The organism is Streptomyces sp. WM6386 (assembly GCF_000972385.1).
Classification (GTDB): domain Bacteria; phylum Actinomycetota; class Actinomycetes; order Streptomycetales; family Streptomycetaceae; genus Streptomyces.
Window position 1 is genome coordinate 19706 of sequence record NZ_JXTE01000056.1, and the last position, 15347, is coordinate 35052.

Below are 15347 nucleotides of genomic sequence, written 5' to 3' on the forward strand. Positions count from 1 at the left end.
GGGCTCCGGTTCCCGCGCCCCGTACCCTGGAAGAGTTATGACTCACTCCACGCAGCGCCCCCTCCGCGTCCTCGCCGCCATGTCCGGCGGTGTGGACTCCGCCGTCGCCGCCGCCCGAGCCGCGGAAGCCGGCCACGACGTGACCGGTGTCCACCTCGCCCTCTCGGCGAACCCCCAGTCGTTCCGCACGGGCGCGCGTGGCTGTTGCACCATCGAGGACTCCCGCGACGCCCGCCGCGCGGCGGACGTCATCGGCATCCCGTTCTACGTCTGGGACCTCGCCGACCGCTTCCGCGAGGACGTGGTCGAGGACTTCGTCGCCGAGTACGAGGCGGGGCGCACCCCGAACCCGTGCCTGCGCTGCAACGAGAAGATCAAGTTCGCCGCCCTGCTCGACAAGGCGCTCGCGCTGGGCTTCGACGCGGTCTGCACGGGCCACTACGCCCAGGTGATCGTCCGTCAGGACGGCTCGCGCGAGTTGCACCGCGCCTCCGACATGGCGAAGGACCAGTCGTACGTCCTCGGCGTCCTCGACGAGAAGCAGCTCGCCCACGCGCTCTTCCCGCTCGGCGACACGGTCACGACCAAGGACGAGATCCGCGCGGAGGCCGAGCGCCGCGGCCTCGCGGTCGCCAGGAAGCCCGACTCCCACGACATCTGCTTCATCGCCGACGGCGACACCCAGGGCTTCCTGGCGAATCGCCTCGGCAAGGCGGAGGGCGACATCGTCGACGAGGCGGGCGCGAAGATCGGCACCCACGAGGGCGCGTACGGCTTCACCATCGGCCAGCGCAAGGGCCTGCGCATCGGCACCCCGGCCGCCGACGGCAAGCCGCGCTACGTCCTCGACATCTCCCCGGTCGACAACACCGTGACGGTCGGCCCCGCCGCCGCCCTGGACGTCGACGCGCTGACGGCCATCAAGCCCCGCTGGTGCGGGACGGCCCCGACCGGCTCCGGCACCTACACCGCCCAGCTCCGCGCCCACGGCGGCGAGACGCAGGTGACCGCGGAACTGGTGGACGGCGAACTGCGGGTGTCGTTCACGGAGCCCGTCCGCGGCGTGGCCCCCGGCCAGGCGATCGTGCTGTACGACGACACGCGCGTGGTCGGCTCGGCGACGATCGCGACGACCACGCGCGCGAGGGCGGGCGCTACGGCGTGAAGCAGTCGGCCAGCACCGGAGCGAGGGCGGTCGGATCCACCATGTGGGTCTGACCCTCCAGCTTCCGGTACGACCCTTTCGCCGCCGCCTCCGCGACCGCCCGGGTGGCCTCCTGGAGCCACTCGGGGCTCGCACCTCCCGCGACCGCCAGGACGGGGACGGTGACCGAGGCCAGCAGGTCCCGGGGCACCAGACCGTCGCCCAGGACGGCATTGTCGTAGGCCAGACTCGGTGCGACGGCCTCCATGCCGGGCCACATGGGGGACCGGCGGGCGCCCTGGATCATCTCGTCGGGCATCTCGACGAGCCGGAGGAACAGCTCGACCGCCTCCCCGCGCCGGCCCCCAGCGAGAGCGGCGGTCAGGTTCTCGGTGTACTCGGCCCGCCCCTTCGCACCGTGCTCGGAGAAGTCCGCGAACGGCGTCTCGTACACGGCGACCCGGCGCACCGGCAGCCCGCTCGCGGCCGCCCGGAGCACCAGCGCCCCGCCCGACGAGATCCCGTACAGACACGCTTCACCACCCGCCGCGTCGATCAGCGCGGCGAGGTCCTCGACCTCACGCTCCACCGCGTACGGCGCCGTGTCACCGCTCTCGCCACGGCCCCGGCGGTCGTACACGAGGACCTTGAAGCGGTCCGACAGCGGCACGGCCAGCGGAGCCAGCGTGCCGCCCGTCGACATCGCCCCGCTCACAAGGATCACGGCAGGGCCCTGCCCGGTGGATTCGTAGGCGATGGGCGTGCCGTCGCGGGAAAGGGTCTTCTTGTCCATGCCGGTGAGACTCCCACCGGCCGCCGGACTAATCGGTGATTTCCACCTCGTAGAAGCAGAGGTGGTCCTTGATCTCGGCCACCTCCGGCTTGGGGTCCGGGTAGGCCCAGACGAGGTCGGCCGCGTCCGGCAGCGACCAGTACGAGGCCGTCCCCTTGAAGGGGCAGTACGTGTGGGTGTCGGACGGGGTCAGCAGATCCAGGCGTACGTCCTCGGCGGGGATGTAGTACCGCACGGGAAGGCCTGTCTCGCGCAGGACCAGGGGCCGGTCGGTGTCGGCGAGGACCTGGTCGCCATGGACGACGCGGACGTGCTCGGTGCCCTTCTCGACGGTGATGCGGTGCCCTGCGGTCACGGTGGTGCCTCCTTGGGGTAGCCGTCTCGCCAAGTGCAGCGCACGCTGGAGCCGAGTTCTTCCCTCGGTGCGCAGGAGGCCTCATGGGAGCCGCCGACCCGTTCACGAACCGCCGGAACCTCGCCCATCGGGTGCGGTACGCCCTGCGCCACCCCGAGCGCGTCCCCGCCCACACCCGGCGGGCCGCGCGGGACGCCTGGCTGCGGCTGAGACACCCCGGCCATATCGCGTACTACCGCGCGGTGATGGCCGCCGACACGGCCCGCAGCCCCGAGGCGGCCGTGGGACACAACCCCTCGCGCGAGCGCTGGGACGAGATCGGCCGGATGCAGTTCGACTACCTGGTCGGCCACGGTCTGCTGCCGCACCACCGGATGCTGGAGATCGGCTGCGGCAACCTCCGCGCGGGCCGCCTCTTCGTCGACCACCTGGACACCGGCCACTACTACGGCCTCGACATCTCCCCGGCCATCCTGCTGGCCGCCCAGGACACCCTCGTACGAGAGGGTCTGCAATCCGAACTCCCGTACCTGGCGCTCGTCGAGGACCTGACCTTCGACTTCCTGCCCGCCGGGTACTTCGACGTCGTCCACGCGCACAGCGTCTTCTCGCACTCGCCCCCGCACGTCGTGGAGCAGTGCTTCGCGCACGTCGGCCGGGTGCTGGCGCCCGGCGGCTTCTTCGACTTCACCTTCAACCGCACCGAGGGACGTGAACACCAGGTACTGCACGAGGATTTCTACTACCGGACGGGGACGCTGATCCGACTCGCCGCACGGCACGGTCTTCAGGCCCGCTTCATGGACGACTGGGAGCTGCTGCCGCACCGGCAGTCGAAGATGCGCGTGACGGTGCTGTCGGACCGGGCCCGTACGGTGGGCTCATGAACATCTGCGTCTTCCTCTCCGCCGCCGACCTCGACGAGCGCTATACCCGCCCCGCGCGGGAGTTCGCGGAGCTGCTCGGCAAGGGCGGCCACACCCTGGTGTGGGGCGGCTCGGATGTCGGGCTGATGAAGGTGGTCGCGGACGGGGTCCACGAGGCCGGCGGCAGGCTGGTGGGCGTCTCCGTCGAGTTCCTGGCCGCCAAGGTCCGTCCCGGGGTCGACGAGATGGTGATCGCGAAGGACCTCGCCGAGCGAAAGAAGCTGCTCCTGGAGAAGGCCGACGCGGTGGTGATCATGGTGGGCGGCACGGGCACGCTGGACGAGGCGACGGAGATCCTGGAGCTGAAGAAGCACGGCCACACCGACAAGCCGGTGGTCCTGCTGAACACCGCGGGCTTCTACGACGGCCTCAAGGAGCAGTTCCGGCGCATGGACGACGAGGGCTTCCTGCCGCGTCCGCTGACCGACCTGGTGTTCTTCGCGGAGGAGCCGGTGGGGGCGCTGGCGTATCTGGAGGAGAGCCAGGGCATCGAGTGACCCCCGGGTGATGCGAGCATGGCGGCATGGCTACACATGTGATCACCGGGGCGGGCTCCGGCATCGGCGCGGCGGTGGCCCGCCGTCTGCACGCGCGCGGGGACGAACTCGTGCTCCACGCGCGCGACGCGGGCCGTGCGAAGGAGCTGGCGGCGGAGTTCCCCGGGGCGAGGACGCTCGTCGGTGACCTGTCCGACCCGGACAAGCTGTCCTGGGCCTTCTCCCACCAGGCGCTTCCCGGCCGGGTCGACTCCCTGCTGCACATCGCAGGGGTGGTCGACCTGGGGGCGGTCGGCGACCTGACCCCCAAGTCCTGGCGTCACCAGCTCAACGTCAACCTGATCTCTCCTGCTGAGCTGACCCGTCACTTCCTGCCCCAACTCCGCATGGCGCGCGGGCACGTGGTGTTCGTCAACTCGGGTGCGGGCCTGCGGGCCGGCGCGGAGTGGTCGGCGTACGCCGCCTCCAAGCACGGCCTGAAGGCTCTGGCGGACTCCCTGCGCGACGAGGAGCACGGCAACGGCGTCCGCGTCACCTCCGTGTATCCCGGCCGCACGGCGAGCCCCATGCAGGCGAAGGTCCACCAGCAGGAGGGCAAGGAGTACGACCCCTCGGAGTGGATCGACCCCGAGTCGGTCGCCACGACCATCCTCACGGCGATCGATCTGCCCAGGGACGCGGAGATCAACGACCTGACGGTGAGGCCGGGACGGTGACCGGGTTCGCCTTCGCTCCCGCGACCGGCGTGGGCTCCCTGCCCGGCGGCGACGCCAGGGAGGCCGCCAGGACGGCCACCGGTTCCTTCGACGACTTCCCGTTCCTGCCCGAGCTCCCCGCGCGCGGACCCGGCGCGGACATGATCGGCCGGACCGCCGGAATGCTCGTCGAGGTGTACGCGCGCGTCGAGCCCAGCGGGTGGCGGATCGGGGACCGGCCCGGCCGGGACACCAAGCGCGCCCGGTCCTGGCTCGGTGAGGACCTGGACGCCCTGGAGGAGTTCACCCAGGGGTACGAGGGCCCGCTCAAGGTGCAGGCGGTCGGTCCCTGGACCCTCGCCGCCGCGCTGGAGCTGAGCAACGGCCAGGCCGCCCTCGGCGACCCCGGCGCCTGCCGGGACCTGGCCGCCTCGCTCGCCGAGGGGCTGCGCGAGCACCTCGCCGAAGTGCAGCGCCGCATCCCCGGCGCCCAACTCGTCCTCCAGCTCGACGAGCCCTCTCTGATCGCCGTGCTCCGCGGGCACGTCAAGACCGCCAGCGGCTACCGCACCCATCGCGCCGTCGACCGGCAGGTCGTCGAGTCGGCCCTCCGCGACGTCGTCGGGGTTCACGCGAGCGGCCCCGTCGTGGTCCACTCGTGCGCACCGGACGTCCCGTTCGCCCTCCTGCGCCGGGCCGGTGCGGCGGCGATCTCCTTCGACTTCAGCCTTCTCACTGAGCGTGACGACGACGCGATCGGTGAGGCGGTGGAGAACGGCACCCGGCTCTTCGCCGGTGTCGTCCCCGGCACGGACACGGCATTGTCGGACCCTGCCGGTAGCGTCATGGGTGTCAGGACGCTGTGGCGCAGGTTGGGGCTGCATCCGGGGCTTCTCGCGGAGGCGGTCACGGTCACTCCGGCGTGCGGACTCGCGGGGGCGTCCCCGAGTTACGCGCGCACGGCTCTCGCCCACTGCGTCCAGGCGGCGAGATCCCTCGCGGACAACCCAGAGTAACGGGAGGACAACACGGTGGCCGGCGACAAGCAAGCGGAGACGACGGTGCCCGCCGAGGCGCGGGAGCAGCACGCGAAGCTCGCTGAGCAGATCACGGAGCATCGCACCCGGTACTACGCGCAGGACGCCCCGGTCATCAGCGACGCGGAGTTCGACGAGCTCCTGCGTTCCCTGGAGGCGCTGGAGGAGGAGTACAGCGAGCTGCGGACGCCGGACTCGCCGACGCAGAAGGTCGCCGTCGAGTTCGAGACCGACCTCGCCAAGGTCGAGCACCGTGAACGCATGCTGTCGCTCGACAACGTCTTCGACGACGCGGGGCTCGCCGCATGGGCCGAGCGCGTCCACAAGGACGTCGGCACCTCCGACTACCACTTCCTGTGCGAGCTCAAGATCGACGGCTTGGCGGTGAACCTGACCTATGAGAACGGCAGGCTCACCCGCGCCGCCACACGGGGTACCGGGCGGATCGGGGAGGACATCACACCCAATGTGATGACGATCGCGGAGATCCCGCACCGGTTGAAGGGCGACCGTGTGCCGGGCCTTGTCGAGATCCGCGGCGAGGTCTACTTCCCGATGGAGGCCTTCGAGGGGCTCAACGCCCGCCGGGTGGCGGCCGGTGAGAAGCCGTACGCCAACCCCCGTAACTCCGCCGCGGGTTCGCTGCGGCAGAAGGACGCGAAGGTCACGGCGACCCTGCCCCTCCACATGGTGGTGCATGGCATCGGTGCCCTGGAGGGCTTCGACGGCATGACCCGTCTCTCCCAGGCCTACGACCTGCTCAAGGAATGGGGCCTGCCCACCGCGGAGCACAACAGGGTGGTCGACGGCCTCGACGGTGTACGGGAGTTCATCGCGTACTTCGGCGAGAACCGGCACTCGGTGAAGCACGAGATCGACGGAGCGGTCGTCAAGCTCGACGAGATCCGTCTCCAGGGGCGCCTCGGCTCCACCGCTCGCGCGCCCCGCTGGGCGATCGCCTACAAGTACGCGCCGGAGGAGGTGAACACCAAGCTGATCGACATCAAGGTCGGCGTCGGTCGAACCGGTCGCGTCACGCCGTACGCCCAGGTCGAACCCGTCACGGTCGCGGGCTCCGAGGTCGAGTTCGCCACCCTGCACAACCAGGACGTCGTCAAGGCCAAGGGTGTCCTCATCGGTGACACCGTGGTGATCCGCAAGGCCGGTGACGTCATCCCGGAGATCCTCGGACCGGTCGTGGACCTGCGCGACGGCAGCGAGCGCGCGTTCGTGATGCCGACCGAGTGCCCGGAGTGCGGGACGCCGCTGAAGCCCATGAAGGAGGGGGACATCGACCTGCGGTGCCCCAACGCGCGCACCTGCCCCGCGCAGTTGAGGGAGCGTGTCTCCTACCTCGCCGGCCGCGAGTGCCTGGACATCGAGCACTTCGGCGACGTGGCGGCGGCCGCGCTCACCCGTCCCCTGGAGCCTGCCGACCCGCCGCTCGTCGACGAGGGCGACCTCTTCGACCTCACCGTGGACAAGCTGCTCCCGATCAGGGCGTACGTCCTCGACCAGAACAGCGGCCTGCCCAAGCGTGATCCCAAGACGGGCGAGGAGAAGGTCGTCACCGTCTTCGCCAACCAGCAGGGCGAGCCGAAGAAGAACACGCTCGCGCTGCTCAAGAACATCGAGGAGGCCAAGAGCCGTCCGCTCGCCCGCTTCCTCAACGGCCTCTCGATCCGTCATGTCGGCCCGGTCGCCGCTCAGGCGCTGGCCCGTGAGTTCCGCTCGATCGAGCGGATCGAGCAGGCGACGGAAGAGGAGCTGGCCGGCACCGACGGTGTCGGCGGGATCATCGCGAAGTCGCTCAAGGAGTGGTTCGCCGAGGAGTGGCACCAGGAGATCCTCCGCAAGTGGCGGGCCGCCGGTGTCCGGCTGGAGGAGGAGGGCTCCGGCGAGGACGAGGGCCCCCGCCCCCTCGAAGACCTCACCGTCGTCGTGACGGGCACCCTGGAGCGCTTCACCCGTGACGGTGCCAAGGAGGCATTGCAAACTCGGGGCGCGAAAGTGACCGGTTCTGTTTCGAAGAAGACGTCTTTCGTCGTTGTGGGGGACAATCCAGGTTCGAAGTACGACAAGGCGATGCAGCTCAAGGTGCCCGTCCTGAACGAGGACGGCTTCGACGTCCTGCTGGAACAGGGCCCCGAGGCGGCCGCCGAAGTCGCGCTTCCGACCGAGGAGTAGGCGCGACGCGGGCGAGGAGTAGGGCGGAGCAGCGGTTGAAGGTCACCCGATCGGCGCATACCAGATGCATACGGGTGGCCGGGGCGCATTCGGGCAACCGTCGACGACCGCTGCCCGTGGAAGCCTTCTGCGGCCTACTGTTGAGATGTGCGCCTGCCGTGCCCAGCTGCGGTTGGGGCATCCCCTTGCTCCTCCAGAGCAGGGGGAAGGGCTTTCCAACGCGGCGCCGTCGAGGGTTTGTCGGGCAACGGGCCGCGTGGCGTGGGCACCGCCGGCTGTGAGAGGGACGGGAATGGAACCGACCGAGAGCGCCGCCCCGGACTCACGGCTGCGCCGGCTGACGGGCGCCTGGCGGGGGAGCCGTTGGTCGACGCGGTCCGCGAACCGTCCGGGCGAGGAGGGGCGCGCCCTCGGACCGTACTCCGCGGCAGGCGGACGTAACGCCGTACAGCTCGCCGAACACCCGCCCGGGTTGCCGGGCTCCGGGTCCGAGCGGCATCTGTCCTGGCCCGCACTGCCCACCGGGGTCGTCGCGGCGGCCGGGTTCGTGCTCGGCGCCGGCTTCTACCGGGCCTTCACCGAAGGCCACGCGCTCTTCCCGTCCGGCTCCGTCGGCTGGTCCCTGGCCGTGCTGACCGGCATCATCGTCGGCCACCTGGTCGCGCTCGGCCGCGCCCGCTGGTGGGGCGGCACCGGCTCGGGCGCCGCCCTCACCCTCGCCGTGCTGCTGCTGTACGGCTGGGTGCCCGCCGGGATGGTCAGCCTCACCGTCGTCGTCCTGGTCGGCACAGCCAGGCGGAACCGCTGGCGACAGGGCGTCCTGCACGGCGCGGTGGACATCCTCGGCATCGGCGCCGGCGCCCTGGTGCTGGCCGCGTTCGGACGCCTCCCGTCCGTCGAGGCCCCCTGGAACCCCGACACCTGGACCTTCTACACCGCCCCCGCGGTGCTCCTCGTCGCGGCCGCCTACCTCGCGGTCACCCGCACCCTGCTGTGGTACCTGCACGCCCCGCGCACCGGCGGCCTGCCCACCGTGGCCCGCACCGCCCTCGTCAGACAGGGCCTGGTCGCGGTCGCGCTGCTCGGCATCGCACCGCTGGTCTGCGTCGTCGCCGTCGCCAAACCGGTGCTGCTGCCGCTCTTCTCGATCCCGCTCATCGCCCTCGACTCCACCCTGTGGATAGCCCGGGCCCGGGCGGAGGAGCAGCTGCGCGACCCGCTGACCGGGCTCCCCAACCGGCAATGGCTCCTCGAACGGATCTGGACCGCCCTGGACGACGCCGAGCGCATCGGCGCCCGGGCCGCCCTGATGCTCATCGACCTCGACCGCTTCCGGTCGGTCAACGACACGCTGGGCCACCTGGCCGGTGACCGGCTGCTCCTGCAGATAGCCGACCGGCTGCAGGCGGCCCTGCCGCGCGGAGCGGAGGCCGCACGGCTCGGCGGTGACGAGTTCGCCGTCTTACTGCCCGTCGCCGACTCCACGACGTCCGCGACCCGGGTCGCCCGCAACCTCGTGGCGGCCCTCAGCTCCCCGCTCGACCTGGACGGGCTCACCCTCGTCCTGGAGGCCAGCGCCGGCGTCGCCGTCTTCCCCGACCACGCCCTGGACGCCGAGGGGCTGCTGCGCCGGGCGGACGTGGCGATGTACCAGGCGAAGCGGGACCGTACGGGCGTCGAGGTCTACGAGTCCAAGCGGGACTCCAACACCCCCGACCGCCTCGGTCTGCTGGGCGACCTGCGGCGCGCGCTGGACGCGCACGAGGTCCAGCTGCACTACCAGCCCAAGGTCCGCTTCGACGGACAGGTGGCGGGCCTGGAGGCCCTCGTCCGGTGGGTGCACCCGGAGCGCGGGAAGGTGCCGCCGGACGAGTTCATCGCCATCGCCGAGTCGTCGGGGCTGATGCCGCACCTCACGGAGTACGTCCTGGACACCGCGCTCGCCCAGGTGGCCCGGTGGCGCGCCCAGGGCCTGTACGCGCCCGTCGCGGTCAACGTCTCCCCGCGCGACGTCCACACCCCCGGCTTCGCCGGCTCCGTCGCCGCCCGGCTGGCCCGGCACGGCGTCCCCGCGGGCTCGCTCCAGCTGGAGATAACCGAACACGTGCTCCTCGAAGATCCGCAGCGCGCCGCCGACACCCTCGCCGGGCTGACCGGGCACGGCGTGAAGATGTCGCTGGACGACTTCGGTACGGGCTATTCGTCGCTGGTGCATCTGCGCCGGCTGCCGGTCAGCGAGCTGAAGATCGACCGCTCCTTCGTGGCCCGGCTGGCGATCGACACCGAGGACGCGGAGATCGTGCGGTGCACGGTGGATCTGGCTCACTCGCTGGGCCTCCTCGTGGTCGCCGAGGGCGTCGAGGACGACGAGACGTGGGAGCGGCTGCGGGACCTGGGCTGCGACGCCGTACAGGGGTGGCTGGTCGCGGCGGCGATGCCGGCGGAGGAGGCCACCGCCTGGCTGCGGGCCCGGGGTTCACGCGGATGGCAGCGCCCGCGGGCGGCTCTGCCGGCGGCTGCCACCGACGAGTAGCCAGGCGATTTTCGCTCCCGCCGCCCTTACCCGTTCCCATCCCCAGGGGCTGAATTCACCGACGCCGGCCGGGGGCGGGGAAACCGTTTCACGGGCACAGGGCGCCGCCCCATAGGATTGGCCCCAAACCACACACTCTCACCCAGAGGATCGCTGCATGCCTGGCATCACGCGCGAGGAGGTCGCCCACCTCGCACGGCTGGCGCGTCTGGAGCTGAAGCCCGAAGAGCTCGAGCACTTCGCGGGACAGCTGGACGACATCATCGGCGCGGTCGCACGCGTCAGCGAGGTCGCCGACCAAGACGTACCGCCGACCTCGCACCCGCTTCCGCTGACGAACGTCATGCGGGCGGACGAGGTCCGTCCGTCGCTCACCCCCGAGCAGGCGCTCTCCGGCGCCCCGGCCCAGGAGCAGCAGCGTTTCAAGGTGCCGCAGATCCTGGGGGAGGACTAACCGCCATGACGGACAACGTCAACATCATCAGGCTCACCGCCGCCGAGACCGCCGCGAAGATCGCCTCCGGCGAGCTCACCGCGGTCGAGGTGACCGAGGCCCACCTGGCCCGTATCGAGGCCGTCGACGAGAAGGTGCACGCCTTCCTGCACGTCGACCGCGAAGGCGCGCTGGCTCAGGCCCGTGCCGTTGACGAGAAGCGCGCCAAGGGCGAGAAGCTCGGCCCGCTGGCCGGCGTCCCGCTCGCGCTGAAGGACATCTTCACCACCGAGGGCATCCCGACGACCGTCGGTTCGAAGATGCTCGAGGGCTGGATCCCGCCGTACGACGCGACCGTCACCAAGCGGCTGAAGGCCGCCGACGTCGTCATCCTCGGCAAGACCAACATGGACGAGTTCGCCATGGGGTCCTCCACCGAGAACAGCGCCTACGGCCCGACCGGCAACCCCTGGGACCTCACCAGGATCCCCGGCGGCTCCGGTGGCGGCTCCTCCGCCGCCCTCGCCTCCTTCCAGGCCCCCCTCGCCATCGGCACCGACACCGGCGGCTCCATCCGCCAGCCGGCCTCCGTCACCGGCACGGTCGGCGTGAAGCCCACGTACGGGGCCGTGTCCCGCTACGGCATGGTGGCGTTCTCGTCCTCCCTCGACCAGGGCGGGCCCTGCGCCCGTACGGTCCTGGACGCGGCGCTGCTGCACGAGGTCATCGCCGGGCACGACCCGCTCGACTCCACCTCGATCGACGCCCCGGTCCCGCCGGTCGTCGAGGCCGCCCGCAACGGCAGCGTCGAGGGCATGCGCGTCGGCGTCGTCAAGCAGTTCCGCGGTGAGGGCTACCAGGCCGGTGTCATCCAGCGGTTCGACGAGTCCGTCGCGCTGCTGAAGGACCTGGGCGCCGAGATCGTCGAGCTGGACTGCCCGTCCTTCGACCTCGCCCTGTCGGCGTACTACCTGATCGCGCCGTCCGAGTGCTCGTCCAACCTCGCCCGCTTCGACGGCCTGCGCTACGGCCTGCGTACGGGCGACGACGGCACCCACTCGGCCGAAGAGGTCACCTCCCTCACCCGTGAGGCGGGCTTCGGCCCCGAGGTGAAGCGCCGCATCATGCTCGGCACGTACGCGCTGTCCAGCGGGTACTACGACGCGTACTACGGCAGCGCCCAGAAGGTCCGCACGCTCATCACGCGCGACTTCGAGAAGGCCTTCGAGCAGGGCAGTGGTGTCGATGTGATCGTCTCGCCGACGACGCCCACCACCGCCTTCCCGATCGGCGAGCGTGCCGACGACCCGATGGCGATGTACCTCGCGGACCTGTGCACCATCCCGACCAACCTGGCGGGCAACTCGGCCATGTCGCTGCCCTGCGGTCTCGCCCCGGAGGACAACCTCCCGGTCGGTCTGCAGATCATCGCCCCGGCCCTGAAGGACGACCGTCTCTACAAGGTCGGCGCCGCCGTCGAGGCCGCCTTCGTGGAAAGGTGGGGCCACCCGCTCCTGGAGGAGGCACCGTCGCTGTGAGCAAGCTGACCAAGGCCAAGGACTTCAAGAAGTCCAAGTCCGGCACGTACCTGTCCATCGCCACCACGGCGTTCGGCGCCATCGGTGTCGCCAAGCGGCTCAAGAAGGCGCGCGCCGAGAGCGACACGTTGGTCCTGATCGACGCGACCGTGGCCGCCGTCGCCGTAGTCACCGGCCTCGCCGTCCTGTACCGCGAGCTGAAGCGGCTGGGCGACGACGACGTCCTGCTGGGCTGAGAGGGAAGTTTCACCGTGACCACCACGACCGACCTGGAGTCGTACGAGGACGCACTCGCGTCGTACGACCCCGTCATGGGCCTTGAGGTCCATGTCGAACTCGGCACCAAGACCAAGATGTTCTGCGGCTGTTCGACCGAACTCGGTCAGGACGCCAACACGCAGACCTGTCCCGTCTGCCTCGGCCTGCCCGGCGCGCTCCCGGTCGTCAACGCGACCGGAGTCGAGTCGGCGATCAGGATCGGTCTCGCGCTGAACTGCGAGATCGCCGAGTGGTGCCGCTTCGCCCGGAAGAACTACTTCTATCCGGACATGCCGAAGAACTTCCAGACCTCCCAGTACGACGAGCCGATCGCCTTCAACGGCTATCTCGACGTACAGCTGGAGGACGGCGAGACCTTCCGTGTGGAGATCGAGCGCGCCCACATGGAGGAGGACACCGGCAAGTCGCTGCACGTCGGCGGTGCCACCGGCCGAATCCACGGCGCGTCCCACTCGCTGCTCGACTACAACCGGGCCGGCATCCCCCTCATCGAGATCGTCACCAAGCCGATCGAGGGCGCCGGCGAGCGTGCTCCCGAGGTCGCGAAGGCGTACGTCGCCGAGCTGCGCGAGCTCATCAGGGCGCTCGGTGTCTCCGAGGCCCGCATGGAGCAGGGCCAGATGCGCTGCGACGTGAACCTGTCGCTGCGCCCGCACGGCCGCGAGAAGTTCGGCACCCGCAGCGAGACGAAGAACGTCAACTCGCTGCGTTCCGTGGAGCGCGCCGCCCGCTTCGAGATCCAGCGGCATGCCGCCGTACTCAACAGCGGCGGGACGATCATCCAGGAGACCCGGCACTTCCACGAGGACACCGGGTCGACGACCTCGGGCCGCGTGAAGGAAGAGGCCGAGGACTACCGGTACTTCCCCGAGCCGGACCTCGTTCCGGTGGCCCCCTCTCGCGAGTGGGTCGAGGAGATCCGCGCCGGTCTGCCCGAGCTGCCGCTGGCCCGCCGCAACCGTCTCGTCGCGGAGTGGGGCATCTCGGCGCTCGACATGCAGGCGATCCTCAACGCCGGTGCGCTGGACCCGATCGTCGCCACGATCGACGCCGGTGCCGACGCGGCATCCGCCCGCAAGTGGTGGATGGGCGAACTCGCCCGCAGCGCCAACGAGTCGGGCACCTCGCTGGACGAGCTGGCCATCACCCCGGCGCAGGTCGCCCGGGTCACCGAGCTCGTCTCCAAGGGTGACCTCAACGACAAGCTGGCCCGTCAGGTCATCGAAGGCGTCCTCGCGGGCGAAGGCACCCCGGACGAGGTCGTCGACAAGCGCGGTCTGAAGGTCGTGTCGGACGAGGGTGCCCTCGGCACCGCCGTCGACGAGGCCATCGCCGGCAACCCGGGCATCGCCGACAAGATCCGCTCCGGCAAGGTGGCCGCGGCCGGCGCCCTGGTCGGCGCGGTCATGAAGGCGACCCGCGGTCAGGCCGACGCGGCCCGCGTCAAGGAGCTGATCCTGGAGAAGCTGGGCGTCGGCGAGGGCTGAGGCCCGTCGTAGGCAGGGGCCGCGGAGGTCGTACCTCCGGGGCCCCTGCTGTCACTTACGGCGTCCCACGACCCGCGCGAAACCGAGCACATGCTCGACGTCGGTGTGCATCAGGTCGACCGACCAGTGCGCCATGTCCGCCATGAACTCGCTGGAGCTCTCCTCGGCGCACACCTCGCTCCACAGCAGCCAGTCGCGCCAGCCGTCCTCCAGCCAGTCGGCCGTCTCGACCGTCACGGCCCCGCTGCGCGTCCACAGCCGCCGCCACCAGGCGGGGGAGTGGAACGCCCAGAAACCGGGGTCCTTCTCCCAGTACTCCTTCAGATGCGCCGGAGGCTCGTCGCCCTCCAGTTCCTCCCGAAGTGCCGGTACGACGATCCCGATCCGCCCGCCCGGCTTCAACAGCCGCGCCAGCGTGGGCAGATACAGGTCGTTCGTGCCGAAGTACTGATACGCGTCGACGGAGACGATCGCGTCGAACGTGCCCTCGCCGAACGGCAGGTCGTGCGCCTCGGCGTACACCGGCAGCACACGGTCGGCGACACCGGCCTCGGCGACGCGTACGGCGTTCTCGTCGGCCTTGACCCACAGGTCGGCGGCGGTGACCTGGACGTCGTACTCCTTGGCGAGGAACACGGAGGTCATGGCGCGGCCGCAGCCCAGGTCGAGGACGCGGGCGCCGGGGCGCAGCCGGTCCAGGCCCAGCGCGGGCGCCAGCCACTCCAGCAGCCACAGCGCGTTCGGGCCCATCTGGTTCTCGATGACCCAGCGGACGTCGTAACCGTTGCTGCGCGGAAAGCGGCTCTGGGTCAGCCGCCGGACGAGGTCCTCACTCGAGGTTCTCGGGGTGATGTCTGACATCGGTGAACGGGCTCCTTGAGTCCTTCGTAGGGAAGAGAGATGCGTAGGAGCTCGGTCGGACCTTCAAAAAATCAACCTGCTTCGGTCGGCGGCGCGAGGCCGGAGACTGCGGACGGGGGGACCGTAGCAGGGGACGAGGCCGTCCGGCACCTGGTTTCTCAGGGAGACGCGCTACGCTCGCCCGCCATGGACGGACGCGGCGATTCCGAGATACCAAAGGAGTACGCGGACCCGGCCGAGGACGCGCGGCGGGCCCGCTGGACGGCTCTCGCCACCGGGGCGGTGCTGACGCTCGCGGGCATAACGGCCTCGGCGCTCCGCTTCACGGGATCCGGCCCGGCGCTCGTCCCGGCCGCCTACGCCAGCGGGGCCGCGGTCTGTGCACTCGCGTCGGTGCTCGGCTCCCGGGGACGCACCCGCAGGGCGCTGTGGCTGCTGATCGTCGGTGTGATGGTGATGGCGCTGGGCGACCAGTTCGACTGAGGTGACAGAGAGGACGTTACTGTCCTGTGATCTGCCTCCCACTCCTGTGAATAAACGCACCAATGCGGTAAACGATCATTTCTGGCTGCAAGAGTGGTC

The 15347-nt window shown here is 70.6% G+C and carries 15 protein-coding genes; 12 read left to right on the forward strand and 3 right to left on the reverse strand.

Going from position 1 to position 15347, the window contains the following annotated elements; genetic code table 11:
• The first annotated feature begins 37 nt into the window (after positions 1-37).
• Positions 38-1165, forward strand: a complete 1128-nt coding sequence (mnmA, locus tag TN53_RS29010) for a tRNA 2-thiouridine(34) synthase MnmA (RefSeq protein WP_046261662.1) — start codon at positions 38-40, stop codon at positions 1163-1165.
• Here mnmA and TN53_RS29015 read toward each other — a convergent pair.
• Together TN53_RS29015 and TN53_RS29020 are read right to left on the reverse strand one after the other, a co-directional pair.
• Positions 1155-1937, reverse strand: coding sequence for an alpha/beta fold hydrolase (locus tag TN53_RS29015; RefSeq protein ID WP_046261663.1), 783 nt, complete (start codon positions 1935-1937; stop codon positions 1155-1157). The genes mnmA and TN53_RS29015 overlap by 11 nt on opposite strands.
• A 28-nt stretch (positions 1938-1965) precedes the next feature.
• The gene (locus TN53_RS29020) at positions 1966-2292 is read right to left on the reverse strand and encodes a DUF427 domain-containing protein (protein ID WP_046261664.1); all 327 of its coding nucleotides are present in this window, start codon (positions 2290-2292) and stop codon (positions 1966-1968) included.
• Positions 2293-2375: 83 nt separating this feature from the next.
• Between TN53_RS29020 and TN53_RS29025 the strand changes: the two genes are divergently transcribed.
• The 10 genes from TN53_RS29025 to gatB all read left to right on the forward strand — a co-directional run bounded on the left by TN53_RS29025 (position 2376) and on the right by gatB (position 13904).
• Entirely contained in the window at positions 2376-3179 is an 804-nt protein-coding gene (locus TN53_RS29025; protein ID WP_199924664.1) for a class I SAM-dependent methyltransferase, read from the forward strand.
• Positions 3176-3715, forward strand: a complete 540-nt coding sequence (locus TN53_RS29030) for a TIGR00730 family Rossman fold protein (RefSeq protein WP_046261665.1) — start codon at positions 3176-3178, stop codon at positions 3713-3715. Before TN53_RS29025 ends, TN53_RS29030 begins: the two co-directional genes overlap by 4 nt.
• Positions 3716-3741: 26 nt before the next feature.
• On the forward strand, positions 3742-4431 hold the full coding sequence (locus TN53_RS29035) for an SDR family oxidoreductase (protein ID WP_046261666.1): 690 nt from the start codon (positions 3742-3744) through the stop codon (positions 4429-4431).
• Entirely contained in the window at positions 4428-5426 is a 999-nt protein-coding gene (locus TN53_RS29040) for a methionine synthase (protein ID WP_095046795.1), read from the forward strand. Before TN53_RS29035 ends, TN53_RS29040 begins: the two co-directional genes overlap by 4 nt.
• 15 nt (positions 5427-5441) lie before the next feature.
• A complete protein-coding gene (gene ligA, locus TN53_RS29045) occupies positions 5442-7634 on the forward strand; it encodes an NAD-dependent DNA ligase LigA (protein WP_046261667.1) in 2193 nt (730 codons plus the stop codon).
• A 292-nt stretch (positions 7635-7926) separates the two neighbouring features.
• The gene (locus TN53_RS29050; RefSeq protein WP_046261668.1) at positions 7927-10167 is read left to right on the forward strand and encodes a putative bifunctional diguanylate cyclase/phosphodiesterase; all 2241 of its coding nucleotides are present in this window, start codon (positions 7927-7929) and stop codon (positions 10165-10167) included.
• A 157-nt stretch (positions 10168-10324) separates the two neighbouring features.
• Positions 10325-10621: an Asp-tRNA(Asn)/Glu-tRNA(Gln) amidotransferase subunit GatC gene (gene gatC / locus TN53_RS29055; protein WP_007384860.1), complete on the forward strand. Its 297-nt coding sequence runs from the start codon at positions 10325-10327 to the stop codon at positions 10619-10621.
• A 5-nt stretch (positions 10622-10626) separates the two neighbouring features.
• On the forward strand, positions 10627-12138 hold the full coding sequence (gene gatA / locus TN53_RS29060; RefSeq protein ID WP_046261669.1) for an Asp-tRNA(Asn)/Glu-tRNA(Gln) amidotransferase subunit GatA: 1512 nt from the start codon (positions 10627-10629) through the stop codon (positions 12136-12138).
• Complete coding sequence (locus TN53_RS29065) at positions 12135-12374, forward strand: hypothetical protein (protein WP_031051298.1); 240 nt, start codon at positions 12135-12137, stop codon at positions 12372-12374. The genes gatA and TN53_RS29065 overlap by 4 nt, the downstream gene beginning before the upstream one ends.
• 15 nt (positions 12375-12389) lie before the next feature.
• Entirely contained in the window at positions 12390-13904 is a 1515-nt protein-coding gene (gene gatB, locus TN53_RS29070; protein WP_046261670.1) for an Asp-tRNA(Asn)/Glu-tRNA(Gln) amidotransferase subunit GatB, read from the forward strand.
• 51 nt (positions 13905-13955) lie between these two features.
• Here the strand turns inward: gatB and TN53_RS29075 are convergent, their stop codons facing one another.
• Positions 13956-14765 (reverse strand): methyltransferase domain-containing protein, encoded by an 810-nt coding sequence (locus TN53_RS29075; protein ID WP_046261671.1) that lies wholly within the window; start codon positions 14763-14765, stop codon positions 13956-13958.
• A gap of 186 nt (positions 14766-14951) precedes the next feature.
• On the opposite strand from TN53_RS29075, the gene TN53_RS29080 reads away from it, so the two are divergent.
• Complete coding sequence (locus TN53_RS29080) at positions 14952-15248, forward strand: hypothetical protein (protein WP_046261672.1); 297 nt, start codon at positions 14952-14954, stop codon at positions 15246-15248.
• Positions 15249-15347: the final 99 nt, after the last annotated feature.

Bases quoted from the DNA above. Each gene is read 5' to 3' on its own strand.
- TN53_RS29050 (WP_046261668.1), top strand. From the start codon at position 7,927: ATGGAACCGACCGAGAGCGCCGCCCCGGACTCACGGCTGCGCCGGCTG.
- mnmA (WP_046261662.1), top strand. From the start codon at position 38: ATGACTCACTCCACGCAGCGCCCCCTCCGCGTCCTCGCCGCCATGTCC.
- TN53_RS29015 (WP_046261663.1), bottom strand. From the start codon at position 1,937: ATGGACAAGAAGACCCTTTCCCGCGACGGCACGCCCATCGCCTACGAA.
- gatC (WP_007384860.1), top strand. From the start codon at position 10,325: ATGCCTGGCATCACGCGCGAGGAGGTCGCCCACCTCGCACGGCTGGCG.
- TN53_RS29030 (WP_046261665.1), top strand. From the start codon at position 3,176: ATGAACATCTGCGTCTTCCTCTCCGCCGCCGACCTCGACGAGCGCTAT.
- TN53_RS29080 (WP_046261672.1), top strand. From the start codon at position 14,952: ATGGACGGACGCGGCGATTCCGAGATACCAAAGGAGTACGCGGACCCG.
- TN53_RS29025 (WP_199924664.1), top strand. From the start codon at position 2,376: ATGGGAGCCGCCGACCCGTTCACGAACCGCCGGAACCTCGCCCATCGG.
- TN53_RS29035 (WP_046261666.1), top strand. From the start codon at position 3,742: ATGGCTACACATGTGATCACCGGGGCGGGCTCCGGCATCGGCGCGGCG.
- gatA (WP_046261669.1), top strand. From the start codon at position 10,627: ATGACGGACAACGTCAACATCATCAGGCTCACCGCCGCCGAGACCGCC.
- TN53_RS29075 (WP_046261671.1), bottom strand. From the start codon at position 14,765: ATGTCAGACATCACCCCGAGAACCTCGAGTGAGGACCTCGTCCGGCGG.